Raw genomic sequence first — 22,618 nt, forward strand, 5'->3', positions numbered from 1 at the left:
CTAAAAAAGTATCAAGTTCGTCTCGTTATTTCTAATAGCCAAACACACATATAATGAAAATAAGAAAGGTTTATTTAAGTCTGTTATTGGGTGGATTTTTAGCCACTCAAAGTATAAGTGCTCAAGAGCCTATCAAAACACCCTTGGAGATTGCCGATGGTCACTATAAGCACTACGAATTTGTAGAGGCGGCTAAGGTGTACCAGAAGTTGATCCGCAGTGCTAAGACAGATAATTATATTTATTTACAATTAGACGATTGGATGTTTACGTGGTAGACTTGACAACCCCTTAAGCAGAACCTAAGTTCTTCGACTCACCAATCAATAGACAAAGTAAATTTATCCTCTTAAAAAAGTTTTAGTCCGTTTGTTTAAAAAAACCCTTATTTGGACTGATCCCAAAAAGTTGGACGAAGTTATGCAATCTTTTTAATATAATGAGCTCGGTATTCTACTGGGCTCATTCCATTTAAATTAATTCGTATTCTCTCGTTATTATAATATTTTATATACTGTTTTATCTCTTGGGTTACCCCCATAGAACTTACCTTTATTACTAGGGATCAAGACTTCCAAAAAGGTGTACCATCCACACTTGCCGCTAGGAGTTCTAATCGAATTCTAATCTACTTTTAATATCTTATTAATCCTATTCCAAAGCCTCTATAATATAGGGTTTGTAATTTTGATCTATAAATTATGAGCACCATGTTTAAAAATGTAATAACCTTATCTCTATTCATTTTTTCCACTTGTCTCGTCCTCGCACAAGAGAAACAGCAAGTACTAAAAATGAGTAAACAAGAAATAGAACACGTATTTCTAGAGCAGAATTTAGATTTACTGGCAAAAAAATTAGAAATTTCACAGGCTGAAGCCCAACTTATTCAAGCGCGTTTATGGCCCAATCCATCCTTCGAAATTTCAGAAGTGAATGTTTGGCGAACAACGGATATTGAAGAACAACCTATTATTTTTGGAAACTGGGGAACTTCTCAACAAATATCTTTACACCTTGAGCAAGAAATCGAAACAGCAGGAAAAAGACGCAAGAGAATCGACCTTCATAAATTATCTATTGAAGAGCGAAAAACGGATTTCGAAGTGGTTTTACGCGAATCTAAACTGTCGTTGCGCAATACGTTAACTTCTATTCAAGTATTACAACAACAACGCGATATTTATCAACAACAAATCGCCAATACAGAGCAACTGATTTCTGGTTATAAAAATCAGCTCTCCCAAGGTAATATCAGCCAAAGTGAATATATCCGATTAAAAGCAGCTCAACTTCAATTTAAAAAAGAGGTTGTCGATCTATCCAAAGATTTAGAAGAAGCCTTAAAAGAGTTAAAAAACTTTATCAACATCGGATCAAACACAACTATTGTCCTTACGGATATTCTTGATGTTCCAACGAAAATAGTTAGCGAATTACAAGTGGAAGATTGGATTATTCATGCACAAGAAAACAGACCTGATATTTTACTACATGACAACTTAATTAGTCAAGCTAAAAAACAAGTCGAAATCGAAAAAGCAGAACGCACACCAAATATCACCTTAGGGGTTGACTATGACCGTGGGGGAAATATAATGCGTGACTTTGTGGGCTTTGGGCTTTCTTTTGATCTTCCAATTTTTGATCGCAATAAAGGAAATATCAAAGAAGCTAAAATTGGAGTTCAACTAGCAGAACTAGAATCACAATCCAAGAAAAACGAAATCGCCAACGACATTGTTGAGGCCATGAGAAACTATATACAAGCCAAAAGTTTATATGATCAAATTGAAAGTACTTACGAAAGTGATTTGGACCATTTACTCGAGGCTTACATCAAGAACTTCCAAAAAAAGAATGTAAGTCTGATCGAGTACTTAGACTTTGTTGAAGCCTATCTCGACAATAAAAACATCTTGTTGGAAACAAAAAAAGAATTACACGAACAACTTGAAAATTTACAATTTGCTGTTGGCAAAGATATATAAGGATAAAAACGAAATAAAATGACTTCAAAATATACCCTAAGCTATGCTGTATTAGCCTTGCTAACCTTAGCATCATGTAAACAAGAAACGCAAACAAAAGAAAAAGAAAACTATTGTATTCCCGAAGAAATTGGCCAAGGATTAAATTTTGCCAAAGTAACAAAACGTCCCATTCAACGAACCATCAATTTAAGTGGTACAGTAGAGTACAACCAAGATAAAACGGTTCCTTTTTATAGCCTAGTAGAAGGGGTTGTACTCCGTGCTACATTCTCTTTAGGTGATTTTGTCAAGAAAGGACAACTACTAGCAGAAATCAGAAGTACCGATCTCAATGAATTCAAAACAGAATTACGTGCAGCCGAAGCGGAATTAAAAGTAGCTAAACGCGAATTAGAATCGGTTTCTTCCATGTACAACGATGGACTTTCGTCTCAAAAAGAACTTCTTGAAGCGGAAGAAGAGGTACAAGTTTTAGAGAGTAAATTACACGCTGCAAAGAGTAATCTCGCTATGTTTAACGGACAAAATGAAGCGGGAATTTATCAAATTCTTGCGCCACAAGATGGTTATATTGTGACCAAAAATATCGTTACAGGGATGACGTTAACGGATACAGATGAACCGTTATTTACCATTGCCAATTTAAACGATGTTTGGATTATGGCCAATGTTTATGCTACATCCATGCGTTATGTCAACCTCAACGCGGAAGTACAGGTGAGTACGCTTGCTTATCCAGATGAGCGATTTGAGGGAAAAATATCTAATATTTCACAAGTTTTTGACGCAGAGGAACGCGTATTAAAAGCGCGTATTGTCATGGGTAATCACGACATGAAACTACGCCCAGGCATGTCGGCAGAAATTCATTTGCTTGTCGATGACAACCAAGGCGAAGCCCTTGCGGTGCCAAACAACGCTATTATTTTTGACAACAATCAAAACTATGTGGTAACCTATCAAGATGCTTGTCATCAACAAATCAAACCTATTATCCCCCTTACAAAAAACAAGGAATTCACCTATATTTCAAGCGGTGTTCAAGAAGGAGAAACTGTAATTACCACCAATGAATTATTAATTTACGAACAATTAAACAATCATCTATAACCCCTAAAGAAGAGTAGAAAATGCAAAAATTTGTCAAAAAAATTGTAGCTTTTTCCCTAAAAAATACGTTCATCGTGCTCTTTGGCGTGTTGTTATTGTTATTTGGTGGAATTTACAGCTATATCCATACGCCTATTGAGGCTTTTCCTGATGTTACCAATACGCGAGCCCGTATCATTACCCAATGGCCTGGACGAAGTGCTGAGGAAATAGAAAAATTTATCACTTTACCCATTTCCAAAGAAATGAATACGATTCCGAATAAAGCGGAAGTTCGTTCTATCTCTCTCTTTGGTCTGTCTGTAGTAACCGTAATCTTCAACGATGAGATTGACGATTTTTACGCCCAACAGTATGCGTCAAATCGCATGGGAAATGTCAATCTACCCGATGGCGCTGATTTCGAAATTGAGCCGCCTTCAGGCGCTACTGGTGAAATCTTCCGTTACATTATCGAAAGTGATTTACCCATAAAAGAAGTAACAGCGATCCAAGATTGGGTTGTTGAACGTGAATTGCTATCTGTACCAGGTGTTGCGGATGTTGTGAGCTTTGGAGGTGAAGAAAAAATATTCGAAATCCAAATCAACCCTACAGAACTGGTCAACTACGGTTTATCGCCTTTGGATGTTTACGAAGCGGTTGAGAAAAGCAACATCAACGTGGGTGGAGATGTAATTCAACGCGGGGATCAAGCCTATGTTGTTCGCGGTGTTGGATTACTAGACAACCTCGAAGATATTGAAAATATTCTAATCGAAGTAAAAGGCAATACGCCTATCTTAGTCAAACACGTTGCTAACGTTGAAATTAACGCCAAACCTCGATTAGGTCAGGTAAGTTACCAAGATAAAGATGATGTTGTACAGGGAATCGTGGTCATGTTACGCGGGGAAAATCCTAGTGAGGTGATCAGCAAATTGAAAACGAAAATCGCAGATCTCAACGATCGTATTTTACCTAAAAATGTAAAAATAGTTCCGATTATTGATCGTACTGATTTGGTGAACACTACCGTGCATACCGTAACCAAAAACTTAATCGAAGGGGTCTTATTAGTATCCGTTATTGTTTTTATCTTTTTATACAATTGGCGAACGACTTTTATTGTTGCAACCGTAATTCCGCTGTCTTTCTTATTTGCTATCATTATGCTTAAGATTCAAGGCTTACCTGCAAACTTAATCTCCATGGGGGCCTTAGATTTTGGTTTACTGCTAGAAGGAACATTGGTTATTGTAGAACACGTCTTTGTTGGACTAGAGAAAAAAGCGCAAGTTGTTGGTATGAAGCGCTTCAACAAGATGTCCAAATTAGGTACGATCCGAAAAAGCGCGAGTAGCGTTGCTGGTTATATTTTCTTCGCTTTATTGATTTTGATCGTAGCCTTAATGCCTATTTTCTCTTTTGAAAAAGTAGAAGGAAAAATGTTCTCTCCGTTAGCCTTTACACTAGGTTATGCTTTGCTAGGCTCACTAATCCTCAGCTTAACCTATGTACCTGCGATGTGTAAGCTCTTATTGACCAAAAACATAGAAGAAAAAGAAAACGCAATCTCTAGATTTTTTAAAATAAAGATCTACAGCATGTTCAATTGGAGTTTTTATCACAAAAAACTAACTTTTGGTCTTTTTGGTTTGATCTTAGTAATCTGTGGCGTGAAATTTCATTACTATGGATCTGAATTCCTACCAAAATTAAACGAAGGGGCAATCTATATTCGCGCTACTTTACCTAGCAGCATCAACTTAGATGAGTCTGTGCGTTTAGCAAAAGAGATGAAGGGAATTCTACGCGAGTTTGACGAGGTGAAATTTGTCTTAACACAAACGGGTCGCCCCAATGATGGAACGGATCCAACGGGATTCTTTAATATTGAATTTCACACTGAACTCAAACCGGAAAATGAATGGAAACGCTCCGTATCTAAGGATCAATTACTCGAAGAAATGCGCGTTTCCCTAGAGAAATATCCAGGAATAAACTTTGGTTTTAGTCAACCTATTCAAGATAACGTCGAGGAATATGTAGCAGGAGTTAAAAGCGCTCTAGTTATTAAAATCTTTGGTGATAATCTATTTGATTTAGAGCAATACGCGACTCAAGTTGCACAAAGTATCAAGGATGTTCCGGGAATTACAGATTTAAATATATTTAAGAATATTGGGCTTCCTGAATTGCGCATTTCCTTGAGTGATACAAAAATGGCTAAATACGCCGTTACTACCGCCGATGCGCAAGCTGTCATTGCGATGACTATTGGCGGACAAGCAGCAACGACCTTTTACGAGAACGAACGCATGTTTGATGTCGTCCTGCGTTTCGACAAAGACTACCGCGATTCTGCTGAAAAAATTGGAGAAATTTTAATTCCCAGTTTAGATGGCAAACAGGTACCTTTAAAAGAAATAGCAACGATTGATTACCACACCGGACCTGCTTTCATCTATCGAGAAGGAAACAGCCGTTACATCGGGATTGGTTTTAGTATCGAAGGACGTGATTTAGGTAGTACTATAGCCGAAGCAAGAGCAAAAGTGGATAAAGAAGTTCAGCTTCCCGCCATCAATAAAATGGAATGGGCAGGTGAATTTGAAAGTAAAGAAAGAGCAGCAAAACAGCTAATACTCGTTGTTCCTGTTTCTCTAGTACTCATCCTAATTCTACTGTACTTCAACTTCGGCAACGTCAAAGATACCGCAATTGCTTCCCTTACCTTGCCCTTTGCTTTTATCGGTGGATTTATCTCCCTTTGGGTCACAGGTACAACGTTTGGAATTTCCGCAGGAATTGGCTTTATTATCTTGTTTGGGGTATCTACCATTGATGGAATTGTCCTCATTGGGGTCATGAAAGAAAACCTCAAAAAGCGCATGTCTTTAGAAGAAGCTATCCGCGATGGTGTTAAAAGTCGTATTAGACCTGTAATTATGATTGCCCTAATGGGGTCTATGGGACTCTTACCTGCAGCTTTGTCAAACGGAATGGGATCCGAAATTCAAAAACCCTTAGCGATTATGATTGTAGGGGGATTACTGATCGGGATGATCTTAGCTTTTACTATTTTACCTCAAGTTTTTTATTGGGCTTATAAAGGGAAAATGGGAGAGGAAAGAAGAGAGGAGTAAATGTTCTAAATGAGAAGACGAGCTTTAAAACAATAATTTATAGCATATTAAATAAACTTAAAAAGGGGGAATTGCAAAGCAATTCCCCCTTTTTTTGGCACTATTAGTAAAGTGATACGTTCAAAAAATGATTTAGAGGATGCGACCTCTCCTACGTCGAGGTGACATACGAACCGAAGACTTGACTGGAAAAATATTGTTACTCTCCCCAACTTTTGCACCTAATCCTATATCTCACTTATTCTATATTGGTTTTGGTGTTCGATGAATCTACGCTTCGCTCCGATTTCCTCTTTCCAATTAATTCGTAAACAATAACTCACGGTATTTTGTCAACGTCCACAACTCGTTGTCTACCATCATTTCTAATTTATCACTGTGGTAACGGATAATATCGAAATACGGTTTTACGATATGGCAATACATGGTTGCCTGTTCTTCTACATCCTCAATCGCATTGGCTATTTTACGTTGATCTACCATTTCCGCCACTTTCGTATTGACTTGTGCAATGTGGTAAGAAATTTTCTTTAAAATGCGCAATTGTTCTTCTGCATACTCTTTATACTCTGCTTCTCCGAAAATTTCTTTCAATCCTTTTACGTTTTCAATCACCAAGTTTTGGTACTTAATTGCCGTAGGGATCACGTGATTCTTAGCAATATCTCCTAAAACACGTCCTTCAATTTGGATGCGTTTCACGTACTCTTCCAATTCGATTTCATAACGAGCCTCCACCTCTATTTTTGTCATAACCTGCATTTCTTCAAATACAGCAATTGACTTAGGGTAAACTTTTGCTTTTAAGGCTTCTGGTGTTGTTTTGTGGTTACTCAATCCACGTCTTGCCGCTTCTTCTTCCCACTCTTTGCTGTATCCATCTCCTTCAAACAAAATACGCTCACTTTGCTTGATATACTCACGCAATACATTAAATATAGCCTCGTCTTTTTTCAATCCATCTTGGTCTACCAAACGATCTACTTCTAACTTAAACTCTTTCAACTGTTTGGCTACAATAGTATTTAAAACAGTCATCGGACCTGCACAATTTGCTGTTGATCCAACCGCTCTAAATTCCCATTTATTCCCTGTAAAGGCAAATGGAGATGTTCTGTTTCGGTCCGTATTATCTAATAATACATCTGGAATTTTACCAACTACATTGAGTTTTAAATCCGTTTTCTCTTCTGGCGATAATTTACCATCTGTTACTTCTTTCAACTCTTCTAACACTTTCGTTAATTGTTGTCCGATAAATACAGAGACAATCGCAGGTGGTGCTTCATTTGCCCCTAAACGGTGATCATTACTCGCAGAAGCAATGGCTGAACGCAACAACTCCTCATTGTCATTTACGGCCTTGATTGTATTAATAAAGAAAGTCAAGAACTGTAAATTGCTCTTTGGTGTTTTACTCGGACTCAATAAGTTAACCCCTGTATCCGTAGCTAAAGACCAGTTGTTGTGCTTTCCTGATCCATTGACTCCTTTGAATGGTTTTTCGTGGAATAGCACTTTAAAGTGATGCTTCTCCGCCACTTTCTTCATCACATCCATCAACAACGAGTTGTGATCTACTGCTAAGTTAATTTCCTCAAAAATAGGAGCTAACTCAAACTGATTCGGTGCAACTTCATTGTGTCTTGTTTTTACGGGAATTCCCAACAAAATACAGTGATTTTCCAAATCGTGCATATAGTTTAATACACGGGTAGGAATAGATCCAAAATAGTGATCATCCAGTTGTTGTCCTTTGGCTGCTGTATGTCCTAATAAAGTTCTACCAGTTGTTAGAATATCAGGTCTTGATGCAGCTAAAGCAGCATCAACAAGAAAGTATTCTTGTTCCCATCCTAATGTTGGTGTAACTTTTTTTACGTTTTTATCAAAATAACGCGCTACTTCCGTTGCCGCGTCGTCAATAGCGTTGATTGCTTTTAAAAGTGGGGTCTTGTTGTCTAAGGCTTCTCCAGTATACGAAATAAATACAGTCGGAATACACAAGGTTGATCCGAATATAAATGCTGGAGACGTTGGATCCCAAGCGGTATATCCTCTTGCTTCAAATGTATTGCGAATTCCACCATTTGGAAAACTAGACGCATCGGGTTCTTGTTGTACTAATTGTCCGCCATTAAACTGTTCTACTGGATCGCCATCAAATTGCGTTTCAAAAAAAGCATCGTGCTTTTCTGCTGTTGTTCCTGTTAAAGGTTGGAACCAGTGTGTATAGTGTGTCACTCCTTTTGAAAGTGCCCACTCCTTCATCCCTAATGCGATGTAATCAGCTAATCGACGATCAATCTTAATGCCCAACTGTGCATTCTTTACCGCCTGATAGGCTTCGGGTGTCAAAAATTGGCGCATCGACTTGTCATTAAAGACATGATCACCAAATATTAATGATTTTCTACCCAGTTCTTCTACCTTCACAGCACTTCTTGAGGCTGCTTTTTCAATTGCTCGAAAACGAAATGTTGACATAAATACACTTTTTAACGGGACACCCCCTGTTTTTATGATGCAAAAATAACAAAAAACACAAAAACAAAAGACACACCCCCTGTTTTTTTATACTATTTTTTTTTATTTCATACTTTACACTTGAATACTCTAGTCGAAAAAGAGACTTTTACCAACGAACAAAAAAGCAAATCATCATTCGCTATTGATCACGGATAACAAAAAAAAATGGACGAATCTTCATTCGTCCATTTTTCTTAATACATTTTTTTCACCGGAGCTTTAGTCAAATTATACTTTAAAAGTAATTCATCATAACTCAGCGGTTGTAAATCTTCTGCTATAGCGGTTGCATTACTTCTTTGTATAGGATCTTTCCCTTCAATATAAACTACTCTGAAAATCATATCAGTCACATAGCCTGGATCTTTTTTACTTCCATTAAACAGTCCTAAAGGAGCAGTAGCACGAGCTGTAATTTTGAAATCATCTAATCCATAATTATAGACATACTCTAACTCTTCGTCTTTTTGTGCTGCACTATCTTCAACAAAGAAACGAATTGGCAGAGGCGCCCAAATTGGATCCCCATTTTTATCCGTCTCTTCCATTACATAAATCGCAACCATATCCCCTAAGTAAACAGGAATAGAGTGTCTTACCACTTGAGTCGCAATATTGGCATTTAAGTTCTGATTAAAACTTAATCGATACTCAAAAACGTTGGAAAACTCCCCATCCCCTTTGGGCCCACGAGGTCCTTCACAACTTGCTGCAAATAAACTTCCTATCACTACAGCACATAATAACATTAATTTTTTCATAACATTTCTTGTTTATCTTTTTCAAATGTATTGTTTAATTCAAACGCGGAATTACTTGTTAAGACATTTTTAGCATTTTTATCCCGCTTGTAACAAAATGCTCTTTTAGTACTTCTAAAACTAAGATTCTTTTGGCAAAGAAAAAAACAAATGAATAAAAAACACCTTTAATTCCTTCAAATCTTTCGTTCAACATTAAAATTCATTATAAATAGTATGAAATCGAAAAAAAGGATTTTACTGCCCGTACTCTAGCTGAGATATTCCAGTTCGCCAACTAAAATCTCATCTGTCATTTTTATTTTATTTCAATTGAAAATATAATGTATTTATCTATTTTTGGTTTACTAAACAACCTTACTATGCACAATCTCTACACGTTCCGTTATCGGATTTTATTTTTTATTGTATTACTTTCCTTCCCTCTTTCTGCCCAAGAAGGACAGCTTCAGCAAAGAAAAATTGACTCGCTTACGACCTTGCTACAACAGCGTTCTGTTTCCGATACCTTAACGGTAAATCGCATGAACAAATTGGCGAATATCTTATCACAAGAAAGACAATTGGAGCTTGCAACAAGCTATGCAAAAAAAGCCCTAACAATGGCAGAAAAACTGAACTTTCCGCAGGGAGAAGCGAATGCTTACAATACCATTGGAGTGGTTCACATCCACAAAGGAGAGTATCCGTCAGCCCTAAAAAATCTCTTTGTTGCTTTAGAAAAATGGGAGAAACTAGGAGAAAAAAAAGAAATTGCCCTTACTCACATCCAGATTGGCAATACTTATGATTATGAAGGGGATTATCCCACAACGTTAACGCATTTTTTCTCTGCCTTAAAACTATATGAAGAAATCAAATTTAAAAAGGGAATAGCAATGGCCTACAGCGCTATAGGGTTTACTTATTTCCATCAAGAGCAATATGCGGAAGCCTTAACAAACCACGTCAATGCCTTACAAATACGAAAAGAAATTGGAGATAAACAAGGTATTTCGCAATCGTACAATAATATTGGGACTATCTATGACTATCAAGGACAATTGCCTGAAGCATTAGAACACTATTACACTTCCTTAAAAATAAAAGAGGAAATTGGAGACAAATACGGAATGGCAGGTACCTATCTTAATATTGGAGCCATTAATCTCTCATTACATAAGTACCAAGAAGCATTAGAAAATACTTCTATAGCCTTAAAAATGATGGAAGAATTTGGAGATAGATGGGGCGCTGCACAAGCTTACTCCATTATCGGACTTGCAGAACTTAAATTAAATCGACCAACTGCGAGCAAAAAAAATCACGAAAAAGCCTTACTTATTGCTAACGAAACTGGTTCAAAAGGTCTTTTTAGAGATATTTATTACAACATTACACAAGCTGATAGTACCTTAGGAAATTACCGAGATGCTTATGAAAACTACAAGCAATACATTTCCTATCGCGATAGCCTCATCAACGAAGAGAATGAAAAGGAAAGCTTAGCGATATCCATGGGCTATGAATACGATAAAAAAGCTGCTGTTATCCAAGCAGAACTCGAAACAAAAAATTTACAGCGCAATGTTGCCTATGCTGGTTTTGGGGTTATGGTACTTTTAACCGTTTTAACGATTTACCTTTTTAAGATGAGAGGAAAAAGATTGAGAATTGAAAAAGAAAACCTAGAATTGCAACGCAGGGAAGTGGAAACGATTAAGGAAAACGAACGATTCAAAACCCGATTTTTAACCAATATTTCCCATGAATTCAGAACGCCACTTACCTTAATCAATGGACATGTAGAAGTATTGAAAGAACAGGGACGTCCGGAAGATTTTTTGCATTTTAGTGAAATCGAACAAAACGGTAAACGACTACTTACCTTAATCAATCAGTTATTGGATCTCTCCAAAATGGAAAGTGGGCAATACAAATTGAAATACAAAAAAGGAAATGTGATAAACGAAGTTAGTATGCTTGTACAATCGTTCCACTCTTATGCGGAGCAGCATACTATTTCACTCCTCCTAGAGCAAACTGAAAAGGCTAAAAAAGCAACAGCCTATCCCTTTGTCTATTCGTCAGAAGCTTTGGCGATGATTATAACCAATTTACTTTCTAATGCCATTAAATACACCCCTTCGGGAGGAAATATCACAGTTACTATTGATTGTGCAGAAGACCGAGTAACAGTAAGTATTGCGGATTCAGGTCAAGGTATTGCAGCTGAACACCTCCCTAAAATTTTTAATCGTTTTTATCAAGTGGATGAACCTGGTCAACGTACGTATATGGGGTCAGGCATCGGATTGGCTTTAGTGAAGGAGTTGGTTCTCCTCCATGGAGGAGAGATTTCTGTTGAATCTCCTATGGAAGGAGGGTGTATTTTTACCTTTTCAATCCAAAGTAAAACAGAAGAAATCGAACCTACTGAAATTGTCGAGCCGCACACCATTCTTTTAGCAAAAGAAAAAGAAGAAACAGACGAAGAGCAGCAAAACACAACACTCCCTCTACTTCTCATTATAGAGGATCAACCGGAGCTGCGTGCGTTTATTGTGCGTAATTTAGGTAAAGAATACCGCTATGAAGAAGCTTCAAATGGGAAAGAAGGAATAGCTCAAGCTAAAAAATTACTTCCTGACTTGATTATCAGTGACGTGATGATGCCAGATGTGGATGGACTTGAATTGTGTGAAACCCTCAAAAATGATGTAGCTACCTCTCATATTCCCATTATATTGCTCACGGCAAAAGCAGAACAAAAAGATAAATTAACCGGATTGGAAACAGGAGCAGATGATTACCTGACCAAACCATTTTCACTCCAAGAGCTCAAACTCCGCGTAAAAAACATTTTGTCTTTTAAAGAATTACTGCGTGCAAAATTTAAAGGGAATACCCTTCCCTCGGCAAAAGAAACACCAGAATTGAGTAGTCGAGATCGAAAATTCTTAGACGATGTCACCGCACTTGTGGAACCAAATATTTCCAATGTGCAATTTGGGGTAACACTATTGGCAGAAGGTGTATTTTTATCCGTCAGTCAGCTTAATCGAAAACTTAAAACTATCACCGGTAAAACTCCAGCAGACTTTATTCGAACTATTCGCTTAGAAAAGGCCATCGAATTACTTAAAAACGGTGAAAGTGTTGCAGACGTTGCTTGGGCTGTTGGTTTTGAAGATTCCGTGTACTTTAGTAAAGTATTTAAAAAACAATATGGTTTCCCTCCTTCGTCAACCCGAAAATAAAACTACGTAGTTCATCCAATAAGCAGTTCAATATCAAACCTGTTAGGTCCGTTTACCTAACAGGTTTTTTAATTTTACAAAACCCTAACAAACAACACATTATAAAAATAGAATTAAAAAAAAGCTAAAAAAACACCTAGTTTTTGCGCTATTTTTACCAATACAATCCTAGTACACACTTGTACATTTGTAAAGAAGGTTCAAACAAAATCGTTTGTTCCCATTCGATTTTATTTAACAGATTTAAAGCATTAAAGAAACAAAGAAACGAAGCTTGTATTTCCGATCAAAAATAGTACATCGGCTATAGACAACTAATTTCCTCTTGTCTTTTTGCGCCTTTACAAACATTACATTTTTACTATGAAATCAAAAAACGCCCCTTCACTTTTAGGTCAAAAATGGGATTTCTGGTTAAATCATCCGCATTCAAAAAATCCTGAAAAGAAAAGTAAAAGCAAAAACAGCTATTATTTCATCTTTAACTGTGAGTTGAACGACTTAGAATACACAAGCAACAGTATTCTAGATGTTCTAGGCTATACCGCAACCGAATTTGATATGTACCATTTTTTTTCCTCCATTCATCCTGATGATTTAGAGTATTGCAACACCTGCGAAAACAATTCTCTACAGTTGAGGGATCGTATGACTAACGAAGAGCTTTTCAAATTTTCAATTTCCTATAGTTTTCGAATCAAAACAAAAGCAGGGAAATACATCACCATCAAGCAACAATATCAAACAATAGAGTCAGATGAATACGGTAGAATGTTTAAAAACTTTGTGCGCCATGAGAAAATAGAAGACTATGAAGTTCGACCAACCTCTGATTTTCAAATCATTGACAAGTTCAACAACAAACGCCTCAACTTGGATGCTAAATTTAACTTGACCAAACGAGAAATAGAAGTTTTAGGGTTAATCCATGAGGGATACCAAAGTAAAGAAATTGCTACTATATTAAACATCAGTTATCATACAGCGCAAACACATCGCAAAAACATTTTGAGCAAAACAGCATCATCTTCTCTTATTGAAGTATTTAAAAAAACAGGTAGATAACCAAGTCCCCTGGGGATAAAACCAACAGAAAGTCTCATTTCTGTTGGTTTTTCACCCCCAAGTTTGCATAAAATCTACTCCTACCTTCTCAAATCGATGAAACAATGTTCGACAGGACTTAGAAAAAAGTACCGAAATACGATCCCTTCCTTTATGCCTTTATCCCTATAGCAAAAAAACAAATGCACAAAAAACGGCATTTCTCACTTCAATCCTGTACATTTATATTGTATTTTAAAATTGATTATTTACCATGAAAAAGATTGTGTGCATTTGTTTACTCTTCTTGAATTTCGTCTCCTTTGCTCAACATTTACACCCCATTGCAAACTTAGAGGAAATCGAACACAGCTTGTACTTAGCAGAAGATATTCACAAGCCCTATTCCAAGGATTCGCTTTTTCTCTTAACGCAGTATGAAAATATTTACCGCTCCCCCGAAATGGGACTAACCAATAAATGGGGACTGTATTATAATAAGGAGTCTCGTGTTTCAGAAATCGTTATTCGCGGTTCAGTGAACAAAGGGATCAGTTGGCTCGCGAATTATTATGCTGCTATGGTTCCTGCCCAGGGTACTCTTTTTTTAACGCCTGATCAACCTGTTTCCTATCGTTTTTCGGACGATGACAAGGCGAGTGTACACGCAGGTTGGACAATTGCTTCCGTTTATTTACTCCAAGATATCAAACCTAAAATAGACAGTTTATACCGAACAAACAACAAAGAAATCCTCATTTCAGGACATAGTCAAGGAGGGGTAATTGCCTATTTAATTACGGCTCAGCTCAAACAATGGCAAAAAGAAGAAATTCTACCACGAGATATTCAATTCAAAACTTACACACTTGCAGCTCCAAAACCGGGGAATATTTACTTCGCTTATCAGTATGAAAAAACAATGACTCAATGGAGTTATTCTGTTGTCAATACTCAAGATTGGGTCCCTGAAGTACCACCAACCACCCAACGCATACAAGACTTTAATCCCATTAGTCCGTTTAGCAAAGAAAACATAGACACAGCGATTAAGAAAATTAGCTGGCCTAAACGTTGGTTTGCGCGTGGCTTGTACAATCGCGTAAACAACCCAACTAAAAAGAGCGTCAAGCGCTACGCCAAATTACTCGGACCGTTTTTATTTAAACAAATCAACAAAACACTTCCTGATCTACAAGAACCTACCTATCGCCAAGAAAGCAACTATAGCCGTTGTGGCAATCCCATCATCTTAGATGGACTAACAAATCAAGCCTACCTAGAACAATTCAATAAACCAGAGCATATTATGTCGCATCACTTGCCAAATGCCTATTTGTTCTTGTTGAAGAAGTAACGGTCAGTTTTGCGTTTCCCTTGTTTAAAAGCGGTCTCTTCATTCCGCTTCCTTTGTTGTATCTAAAACGCAACCAAAAAGAGCATCACTTCTTGGCTAAAAAAACTTTTTCACTTCCCTAACCCCTATGATTTTCACATTTTTAATCCTAAAAATAAAAAAAAAATTAATTTAAAATTACCTCAAGTTCAACCAAAATAATCTATTTTTAAAGCTAAAATAAAATAACTTTTCTTTTTTAAAAATATAAAAAACAAAGATTACCCTATAAATTTAACAGGACAGAACTATCATATCATCACCTTTCGATTTGGATTTTTACAAAATTCTGATTAAACTAGCATTAAAATTGCATTAAAATTAGATTAATAATTTACATGCATTTTTTAACAAACAACCAAACAAACAACACTAGCTAACTTTATGAAACTTGAATTATTTGAAGAAGTACAAAGTACACTTCAACACTTTGTTCGGCATTTTGCCAAAATTTTTCCGCATGAAAATCTAAACTCACTTGCTTTTCAACATTATCATTTCAATAATTTTAAAGCAATGACCTCAACTCTTTTTGAAGCTTTACTGCATATTAACTATGCACAACTTCAAAAAAGCGAAGACAAGATAACCTACAATACGCCGTTTTCGATCACGTTAAATGATTCGTACGAATTAATACGGGACATTGAGTTTTCTAAAATAAATGCGGAAAAGCAAACCAAAATACTTGCTGCGGTTCGACAAGAAATAAAAGATAAATACGATCATCAACCGGCGAATACCTATACAAGTATAACCTTTAACTGTTTAGATCGGACCAAACAAATGTGCGCCTTAGTAGGAACTATTCACATTTCAGAAAACAAAGAATTTACGGTAAACCTCTTCTATCTGAAAATAGAAACCCACTTGGAAGATTTACTCTTGGATTTTAACTTTTACCTCAAAGACAAAAACAAACATCAAACTATTTATAACAACTTAGTAGAAACAGAAACTGCCGATGATATAAAACTACTTTCTCTCTTACAAAACTACAATTTATCTCTAGAAGAATTCAACGACAATATCTTGTATTTTTATGGAGATACCTTATCAAATTATCAAAGAAAAGAACGTTTCTTAAAATCACTCGAACTGCTTCTATTTTCACAAAGCTCTATAGAAGAAATCAAAAAGAGTTGTGAAAAAACGCGATCACCTTATAGCTTAACTCATTTTTTTAGCAGTACAAGAAATGCTAAAACTAATGCAGTTATTCGATATAATATTGGTTAACAGCGAACGGTTGACGGTTTGAACCGTCAACCGTAAACTATTTTGCTTTTTTTAAAACTGTTCCGCCAATTCAAGAGCAATTGAACAATTGAATAGATTTGAATTGTAAACCGTAAACTATTTTTTATATCTTTGCTTTTGGGTATAGTACCTTTTTTTAATCATACATTCCATTAAATGAAGAAATTTCTATCCATAGTATTACTTTCTTTATCTGTACTTGTTACAGCAAATCCAATTATTAGTTGGAATTGTAACGAGATGACTACAGCTATGGCTAGTTGTATGGAGATGGATGAAGATGTAATGCCTTGTTGTGCTCCCGATGGGATGGACAGTCATCACAGTATGGCTGATATGCTTTGTTGTTCGCCAATGGCTCGAATCAATACAGTTCAAGCGGATTTACAGGTTGAGCAAACTGAAGCAGCACCTACGACTAAAGAAAAAAAAGCAGCTATACGCACCAAGTGGTTTAACTCAAACTACTTGACCGATTTAAAATCAGTTGATCTAACACTTGCTTATGCAATTCCTACTGCCGTTGATGGATTCAAATTCAGTTCCGTCGACCGGCTTTCTTATATTTGTACTTATCGTATATGATACCTTCTTAGGTTTAGGGAGTCTCTATTCTCTTGGGTATTTCTCCATCCGTTGAGACGCTACCTAGCCTATTCTCACTTTTATTTATAGAAACACTTCAATAGCTTTATTTAGGTTTAAATTGATTACAACTTCATTATAATCAACTGGTTGTATTTGTATTTTATTTACCTTTACTAAGGTCAGTTGCATGAATCACCTTTTTTCTGTGAAATAAAGCAATACAATCGGTGTTTCTTATTGCGTATCATTAACACTTTAAAGACATCAAATATGCTTAATAAAATCATTAAGTATTTCCTTCATAATCGACTAATTACGATGTTGATCCTAATTGTCGTTATGATATGGGGCTTAGTAACCGCCCCTTTTACTTGGCATCAAAACCTTTTGCCAAGTGATCCTGTTCCTGTAGATGCTATTCCTGATATTGGTGAAAATCAACAAATTGTCGCCACAGAATGGATGGGTAGATCGCCAAAAGATATTCAAGAACAAATTACGTATCCCTTAACCACCTCTTTACTAGGGGTTCCGGGTGTAAAAACCATTCGAAGTAGTTCGATGTTTGGCATGTCTTTCATCTACATCATTTTTGAAGAAAATGTCGAATTCTACTGGAGTAGATCGCGTATTTTAGAAAAATTAAATTCTCTGCCTTCGGGAACACTTCCAGAAGGTGTAATTCCAACTTTAGGTCCAGATGCTACTGCCTTAGGTCAGGTTTACTGGTACACCTTAGAAGGGCGCAATCCCCAAACAGGGGAACCTACTGGTGGATGGGATCCCGATGAACTGCGTACCATTCAAGATTTTTACGCTAAATATAGTCTGGCTTCCGCAGAAGGTGTATCTGAAGTAGCGTCAATAGGAGGCTATGTCAAAGAATACCAAGTAGAGGTAAAACCCGATGCCATGCGGGCGTATAATGTTAGTATTATGGACATTATGACGGCTATCCAAAAGAGTAACCTAGATATTGGCGCAGAAACTATTGAAATCAACCAAGCAGAATACCTCGTTCGCGGTTTGGGCTACATCAAGAGTATTCAAGACTTAGAAGATGCTGTGGTTACCGTTCGAAATAATGTCCCCGTTAAGATCAAAGATGTTGCCGTGGTCAACCTAGGTCCTGCCACTCGTCGTGGAGGTTTAGACAAAGAAGGTATTGAGGCTGTTGGCGGTGTTGTTGTGGCGCGTTATGGGGCAAATCCCATGGAAGTCATTAACAACGTGAAAGGCAAGATTAAAGAAATGGAAGCCGGACTTCCACAAAAGACCTTAGCAGACGGCACTGTCTCAAAAGTAACGGTCGTTCCTTTTTACGATCGCTCTGGTTTGATTAAAGAAACCATCGGAACCTTAGAAACGGCACTTGCCCATGAAATACTCATCTGTATTATTGTGGTGATTGTATTGGTTATTAATTTACGTGCTTCTGTAATCATATCTAGTATTTTACCTATTGGGGTATTGGCCACTTTTATCATCATGAAGTACATGAGAATTGAAGCCAATATCGTCGCTTTGTCCGGAATTGCCATCGCCATCGGTGTAATGGTCGATGTTGGCGTTGTCTTTGTTGAGAGTATCATTCGGCATATGGAAGAAGAACGAGCCAATGGAATTGAAAGCAAAGGGAAAGCTTTTGTCAATTTGATTGTCAAGGCGGTTTCCGAAGTTTCTGGTGCGTTATCAACAGCTATGCTAACGACAATCATCAGTTTCTTACCTGTTTTTGCCATGGAAGCTCAAGAAGGTAAGTTATTCAAACCTTTAGCTTATACGAAAACCTTTGCTTTAATCTCAGCTTTCCTTTTGGGTATTATCATTTTACCGACGTTAGCCTACTATATCTATTCGATTAAAATAAACAAAACTAAAGTGCGTAAAATTGCCAATTATGCATTATGTATATTGGGTATTGCCCTTTGGATCTACACTGGTGTTTTTACAGCAATTGCCTTGACCTTTGTGGGAATTAACAACCTATACACCCCCAAATGGAGAAACGAAAAAGTAGCCAACTATATCAATATTGGAATTACCTTATCTATAGCGGTTTATTACCTCGCTATTGAGTGGCTACCGCTAGGTACACAAGCGAGTACTGGTCTCAACTTTGTTTTTGTGATTCTAGCCATTGGTAGTATTTTGGGAATTTTGTGGCTATTGGTTATTTACTATGAAAAAATCTTGCGTTGGGCTTTAGCTAATCGCTGGAAGTTTATAACCATTCCGATTATTACGGTTATTTTTGGTATGCTTGTTTGGTTGGGTTTCAACACTTCTTTTGGATTTGTTGCGAAAGGATTTGAAACTGTAGGTTGGAAATCCATACGACAAACTGCATTTTGGCAAAAATCATCCCAAGCCTTTCCGGGTATAGGCGAAGAATTTATGCCGAGCTTAAATGAAGGTTCTTTCTTGTTAATGCCTACGAGTATGCCTCATACGGGAATTGAACAAAATCTAAACTTTATTCGCACGCTCGACAAACGCATTCAACATATTCCCGAAGTCGAATTGACCATTGGTAAATGGGGACGAGTAAATTCGGCACTAGACCCTGCTCCTACGCAAATGTTCGAAAACACCATTGCGTATAAACCCGAATACTTCTTGGACGAAGCAGGGCATCGCGAGCGTTTTAAAGTAGCAAAAAATGGAGAATTCGAACTTATAGATGGTTCTACGTATGCGGTTGCGCATGGTTATCGACAAATACCTAGAGATAGTTTGATTCCCGATAAAAAAGGAAAATTCTTCCGTCAATGGCGACCTGAGATCAAAAGTGCAGATGACATTTGGCAACAAATTGTCAACGTCTCTCACCTTCCTGGACTCACCTCCGCACCTAAATTGCAACCGATTGAAGCGCGTTTAGTGATGTTGTCAACAGGAATGCGCGCTCCTATGGGACTGAAAGTTTCTGGTCCGGATTTAGAATCGATTGAGGAGGGTGGTAAAGCGCTAGAAACAGCACTTAAAGACATTCCTTCTATTATGGCTTCTACCGTATTCTATGATCGCGCTGTAGGTGCTCCCTATGTGGAGATTCACCTGAATCGAAACAATATGGCGCGTTATGGTATTACCGTTGCAGATTTACAAGAAGTACTTGAAGCTGCAGTTGGTGGTATGCAATTAACCACCACAGTTGAAGGACGTGAACGCTTTCCTGTCCGCTTGCGTTATCCTCGTGAGTTAAGAGACAACCCAGACGCTTTAGCGAAATTATTAATTCCTACAGCTACCGGTGTTCAAATTCCTTTAAGTGATGTGGCGGATATTACCTATGCTAAAGGTTCGCAAATGATTCAAAGTGAAAATACCTTCTTATTGGGCTATGTTATTTTCGACAAAATTAGCGGAAAGGCAGAAGTAGATGTGGTACGCGAAGCCGATGAAATACTAAAAACGAAACTCGCTTCAGGGGAATTAACCTTACCCAAAGGAGTAACGTATACTTTTGCAGGAAATTACGAACAACAAGAACGAGCGGCACAACGTCTGCTATACGTTGTCCCAATGAGTTTATTGGCGATTCTGTTGATCTTGTACTTCCAATTTAAAACAATTACAGCGTCATTAATCCACTTTTCAGGTGTTTTTGTAGCTTTTGCTGGTGGTTTTATCTTGCTATGGCTCTATGGACAACCGTGGTTTATGAACTTCTCTATTGGCGATATGAATATGCGTGATTTATTCCAAATGCACAGCATCAATTTGAGTATTGCCGTTTGGGTAGGTTTCATTGCTCTCTTTGGATTAGCTACCAATGACGGGGTATTAATGGGGACGTATATCCACGATACTTTTGAGGCACGCAATCCAAAAACCAAACACGAGATTAGAGAAGCCGTTGTATATGCAGGTCTTAAACGTGTTCGCCCTGCAGCTATGACTACTGCTACGGCCTTGATTGCCTTACTACCTGTGATGACCTCCACAGGAAAAGGAGCAGAAATTATGATTCCCATGGCAATTCCAACTTTTGGAGGTATGCTCATCCAATCTATGACGATGTTTGTCGTTCCTGTATTTCAATGTTGGTGGAGGGAATGGGCGATTAAAAAAGAACGAAAATCAACTGAAAAAACCATTGAAAATGAATAAGATATATGCAATACTTTTCGTTATTGGAGGATTATTTCCTTCTACTACGACATTATGGGCACAAGAAAGTAAGGTGGATTCATTGGCTTATTATACTCAATTAGCCCTAGAACAAAATCCAGGACTACAAGCACAGCGTTTAGCGTATGAAGCATTTCTAGATAAGATTCCACAGGCTGGTGCTTTTGACGATCCTGAACTGTCGATGGGTTTCTATACAAAACCGATGGATATTGTGGGAGGAAGACAAATTGGCGACCTTACCTTAATGCAAATGCTTCCTTGGTTTGGCACGAAAAAATCAGCCAAAAAAGAAGCGCATCACATGGCAAGTATGCAATTGCAACAGTATAGAGAAGCACGAGAAATGGTCATTTTACAAGTACACACCCAATGGTATGTCTTACAGAAACTACAGCAGCAAGTTCACAATGCCCAGCAGAACAAAGCGCTTTTAGAACAACTAGAGCAATTGGCAATTCAAAAATTTTCTGCTCCTTCCGGAGCAACAGCTTCCAACAGCATGACGATAAGCGCACCTTCTACCACAACAAACACAAGTAGCAGTGGTATGGGAGGTATGGCAATGGGAGGCGGATCTACTGCAAATACTGCTACTTCCTCTCCTACTCCCTCTAGTAGTGCAATGAGCGGAATGAGCAGTGGTGGCAATGGCTCTGGTATGTCGGATGTATTGCGTATCCGCTTGGAAACGATTGAAATTGAAAATACCATCGAAAGCTTGCAAGCGCAAATAAAAGCCGAAAAGGCAAAATTTAACGCACTACTCGACCAAGAGATTCAAACGGCTGTAACAGTTCCTCAAACGATTGATAAAGTACCTTTTTTCTTGACGGATGAAGAAGCACAGACGATGATCGAAACGAATAATCCCATGTTAGCCATGCTAACAGAAGAAGGATTAGCGTATCAAGCCAAAGCTGAAATGGATAAAAAAATGAGTTACCCCATGTTGGGATTGGGTGTCCAATACATGATTATAGGAAAAACCAATGATCCTATGCTGGCAATGGGCGATATGAATGGAAAAGATATGATCATGCCCATGGTTACACTCTCGCTTCCTATATTCAGAAAAAAATACAAAGCGCAACAAGAAGAAGGTAAAAAATGGTGGAAATCCAGCGAGGAAAAGTACAAAGACACCTATAATACCCTAGTTGCTTCTTACTATAGTTTTAAAAATCAAGTAGAAGATGCTGAACGCACAATTACACTCCTTGACAAACAGTCCACTTTAGCAGAGACAACCTTTAACCTCATCGTTAAGGAATTTGTAACAGGCAAAAGCGACTTGACGAATGTCATCCAAGTACAGCGTCAGTTGTTGGATTATCAGCTTAAAAAAGCGGAGGCCATTGCCAATTACAATACACTGGTAGCTTCCATTGAAAATATTACGGCTACTCCTAACGATTTATAACACAGACAT

Annotated in this window: 14 protein-coding genes; 11 read left to right on the forward strand and 3 right to left on the reverse strand. The window is 37.6% G+C overall.

Annotated features, from left to right (window positions below):
• Window positions 1-53 precede the first annotated feature (53 nt).
• Window positions 54-278: a hypothetical protein gene (locus tag ACPDG9_RS07575; protein ID WP_430527154.1), complete on the forward strand. Its 225-nt coding sequence runs from the start codon at window positions 54-56 to the stop codon at window positions 276-278.
• 140 nt (window positions 279-418) lie between these two features.
• Here the strand turns inward: ACPDG9_RS07575 and ACPDG9_RS07580 are convergent, their stop codons facing one another.
• Window positions 419-541 (reverse strand): IS3 family transposase, encoded by a 123-nt coding sequence (locus ACPDG9_RS07580; RefSeq protein ID WP_430527155.1) that lies wholly within the window; start codon window positions 539-541, stop codon window positions 419-421.
• Window positions 542-794: 253 nt separating this feature from the next.
• Between ACPDG9_RS07580 and ACPDG9_RS07585 the strand changes: the two genes are divergently transcribed.
• The 3 genes from ACPDG9_RS07585 to ACPDG9_RS07595 are packed head-to-tail and all read left to right on the forward strand — an operon-like array spanning window position 795 to window position 6,232.
• Entirely contained in the window at window positions 795-1,991 is a 1,197-nt protein-coding gene (locus ACPDG9_RS07585) for a TolC family protein (protein WP_430527156.1), read from the forward strand.
• Between the two features lie 18 nt (window positions 1,992-2,009).
• The gene (locus ACPDG9_RS07590; protein ID WP_430527157.1) at window positions 2,010-3,104 is read left to right on the forward strand and encodes an efflux RND transporter periplasmic adaptor subunit; all 1,095 of its coding nucleotides are present in this window, start codon (window positions 2,010-2,012) and stop codon (window positions 3,102-3,104) included.
• Window positions 3,105-3,124: 20 nt separating this feature from the next.
• The gene (locus ACPDG9_RS07595) at window positions 3,125-6,232 is read left to right on the forward strand and encodes an efflux RND transporter permease subunit (protein WP_430527158.1); all 3,108 of its coding nucleotides are present in this window, start codon (window positions 3,125-3,127) and stop codon (window positions 6,230-6,232) included.
• A 300-nt stretch (window positions 6,233-6,532) separates the two neighbouring features.
• Here the strand turns inward: ACPDG9_RS07595 and ACPDG9_RS07600 are convergent, their stop codons facing one another.
• Window positions 6,533-8,719, reverse strand: coding sequence for a glutamine synthetase III (locus tag ACPDG9_RS07600; protein ID WP_430527159.1), 2,187 nt, complete (start codon window positions 8,717-8,719; stop codon window positions 6,533-6,535).
• 236 nt (window positions 8,720-8,955) lie between these two features.
• The gene (locus tag ACPDG9_RS07605) at window positions 8,956-9,522 is read right to left on the reverse strand and encodes a hypothetical protein (protein ID WP_430527160.1); all 567 of its coding nucleotides are present in this window, start codon (window positions 9,520-9,522) and stop codon (window positions 8,956-8,958) included.
• 362 nt (window positions 9,523-9,884) lie between these two features.
• Here ACPDG9_RS07605 and ACPDG9_RS07610 point away from each other — a divergent pair, with 362 nt between their 5' ends.
• The 7 genes from ACPDG9_RS07610 to ACPDG9_RS07640 all read left to right on the forward strand — a co-directional run bounded on the left by ACPDG9_RS07610 (window position 9,885) and on the right by ACPDG9_RS07640 (window position 22,609).
• Complete coding sequence (locus ACPDG9_RS07610; RefSeq protein WP_430527161.1) at window positions 9,885-12,761, forward strand: tetratricopeptide repeat protein; 2,877 nt, start codon at window positions 9,885-9,887, stop codon at window positions 12,759-12,761.
• Between the two features lie 363 nt (window positions 12,762-13,124).
• Entirely contained in the window at window positions 13,125-13,826 is a 702-nt protein-coding gene (locus ACPDG9_RS07615; RefSeq protein WP_430527162.1) for a LuxR C-terminal-related transcriptional regulator, read from the forward strand.
• 253 nt (window positions 13,827-14,079) lie between these two features.
• A complete protein-coding gene (locus ACPDG9_RS07620) occupies window positions 14,080-15,162 on the forward strand; it encodes a lipase family protein (protein WP_430527163.1) in 1,083 nt (360 codons plus the stop codon).
• Window positions 15,163-15,585: 423 nt separating this feature from the next.
• Complete coding sequence (locus tag ACPDG9_RS07625; RefSeq protein ID WP_430527164.1) at window positions 15,586-16,440, forward strand: hypothetical protein; 855 nt, start codon at window positions 15,586-15,588, stop codon at window positions 16,438-16,440.
• A gap of 177 nt (window positions 16,441-16,617) precedes the next feature.
• Window positions 16,618-17,046 carry a hypothetical protein gene (locus ACPDG9_RS07630; protein WP_430527165.1) on the forward strand — a complete coding sequence of 143 codons (429 nt, stop codon included), beginning with the start codon at window positions 16,618-16,620 and terminating at the stop codon, window positions 17,044-17,046.
• Between the two features lie 273 nt (window positions 17,047-17,319).
• Complete coding sequence (locus tag ACPDG9_RS07635; RefSeq protein WP_430527166.1) at window positions 17,320-21,165, forward strand: efflux RND transporter permease subunit; 3,846 nt, start codon at window positions 17,320-17,322, stop codon at window positions 21,163-21,165.
• Window positions 21,158-22,609: a TolC family protein gene (locus ACPDG9_RS07640; RefSeq protein ID WP_430527167.1), complete on the forward strand. Its 1,452-nt coding sequence runs from the start codon at window positions 21,158-21,160 to the stop codon at window positions 22,607-22,609. The genes ACPDG9_RS07635 and ACPDG9_RS07640 overlap by 8 nt, the downstream gene beginning before the upstream one ends.
• The last annotated feature ends 9 nt before the right edge of the window (window positions 22,610-22,618 follow it).

The sequence above is a fragment of the Myroides sp. C6-3 genome (assembly GCF_050522425.1).
Taxonomy (GTDB): domain Bacteria; phylum Bacteroidota; class Bacteroidia; order Flavobacteriales; family Flavobacteriaceae; genus Flavobacterium.

What these genes read in the sequence shown, in the direction of transcription:
- ACPDG9_RS07575 (WP_430527154.1), top strand. Translation starts at nt 54, where the DNA reads ATGAAAATAAGAAAGGTTTATTTAAGTCTGTTATTGGGTGGATTTTTA.
- ACPDG9_RS07580 (WP_430527155.1), bottom strand. Translation starts at nt 541, where the DNA reads ATGGGGGTAACCCAAGAGATAAAACAGTATATAAAATATTATAATAAC.
- ACPDG9_RS07585 (WP_430527156.1), top strand. Translation starts at nt 795, where the DNA reads ATGAGTAAACAAGAAATAGAACACGTATTTCTAGAGCAGAATTTAGAT.
- ACPDG9_RS07590 (WP_430527157.1), top strand. Translation starts at nt 2,010, where the DNA reads ATGACTTCAAAATATACCCTAAGCTATGCTGTATTAGCCTTGCTAACC.
- ACPDG9_RS07595 (WP_430527158.1), top strand. Translation starts at nt 3,125, where the DNA reads ATGCAAAAATTTGTCAAAAAAATTGTAGCTTTTTCCCTAAAAAATACG.
- ACPDG9_RS07600 (WP_430527159.1), bottom strand. Translation starts at nt 8,719, where the DNA reads ATGTCAACATTTCGTTTTCGAGCAATTGAAAAAGCAGCCTCAAGAAGT.
- ACPDG9_RS07605 (WP_430527160.1), bottom strand. Translation starts at nt 9,522, where the DNA reads ATGAAAAAATTAATGTTATTATGTGCTGTAGTGATAGGAAGTTTATTT.
- ACPDG9_RS07610 (WP_430527161.1), top strand. Translation starts at nt 9,885, where the DNA reads ATGCACAATCTCTACACGTTCCGTTATCGGATTTTATTTTTTATTGTA.
- ACPDG9_RS07615 (WP_430527162.1), top strand. Translation starts at nt 13,125, where the DNA reads ATGAAATCAAAAAACGCCCCTTCACTTTTAGGTCAAAAATGGGATTTC.
- ACPDG9_RS07620 (WP_430527163.1), top strand. Translation starts at nt 14,080, where the DNA reads ATGAAAAAGATTGTGTGCATTTGTTTACTCTTCTTGAATTTCGTCTCC.
- ACPDG9_RS07625 (WP_430527164.1), top strand. Translation starts at nt 15,586, where the DNA reads ATGAAACTTGAATTATTTGAAGAAGTACAAAGTACACTTCAACACTTT.
- ACPDG9_RS07630 (WP_430527165.1), top strand. Translation starts at nt 16,618, where the DNA reads ATGAAGAAATTTCTATCCATAGTATTACTTTCTTTATCTGTACTTGTT.
- ACPDG9_RS07635 (WP_430527166.1), top strand. Translation starts at nt 17,320, where the DNA reads ATGCTTAATAAAATCATTAAGTATTTCCTTCATAATCGACTAATTACG.
- ACPDG9_RS07640 (WP_430527167.1), top strand. Translation starts at nt 21,158, where the DNA reads ATGAATAAGATATATGCAATACTTTTCGTTATTGGAGGATTATTTCCT.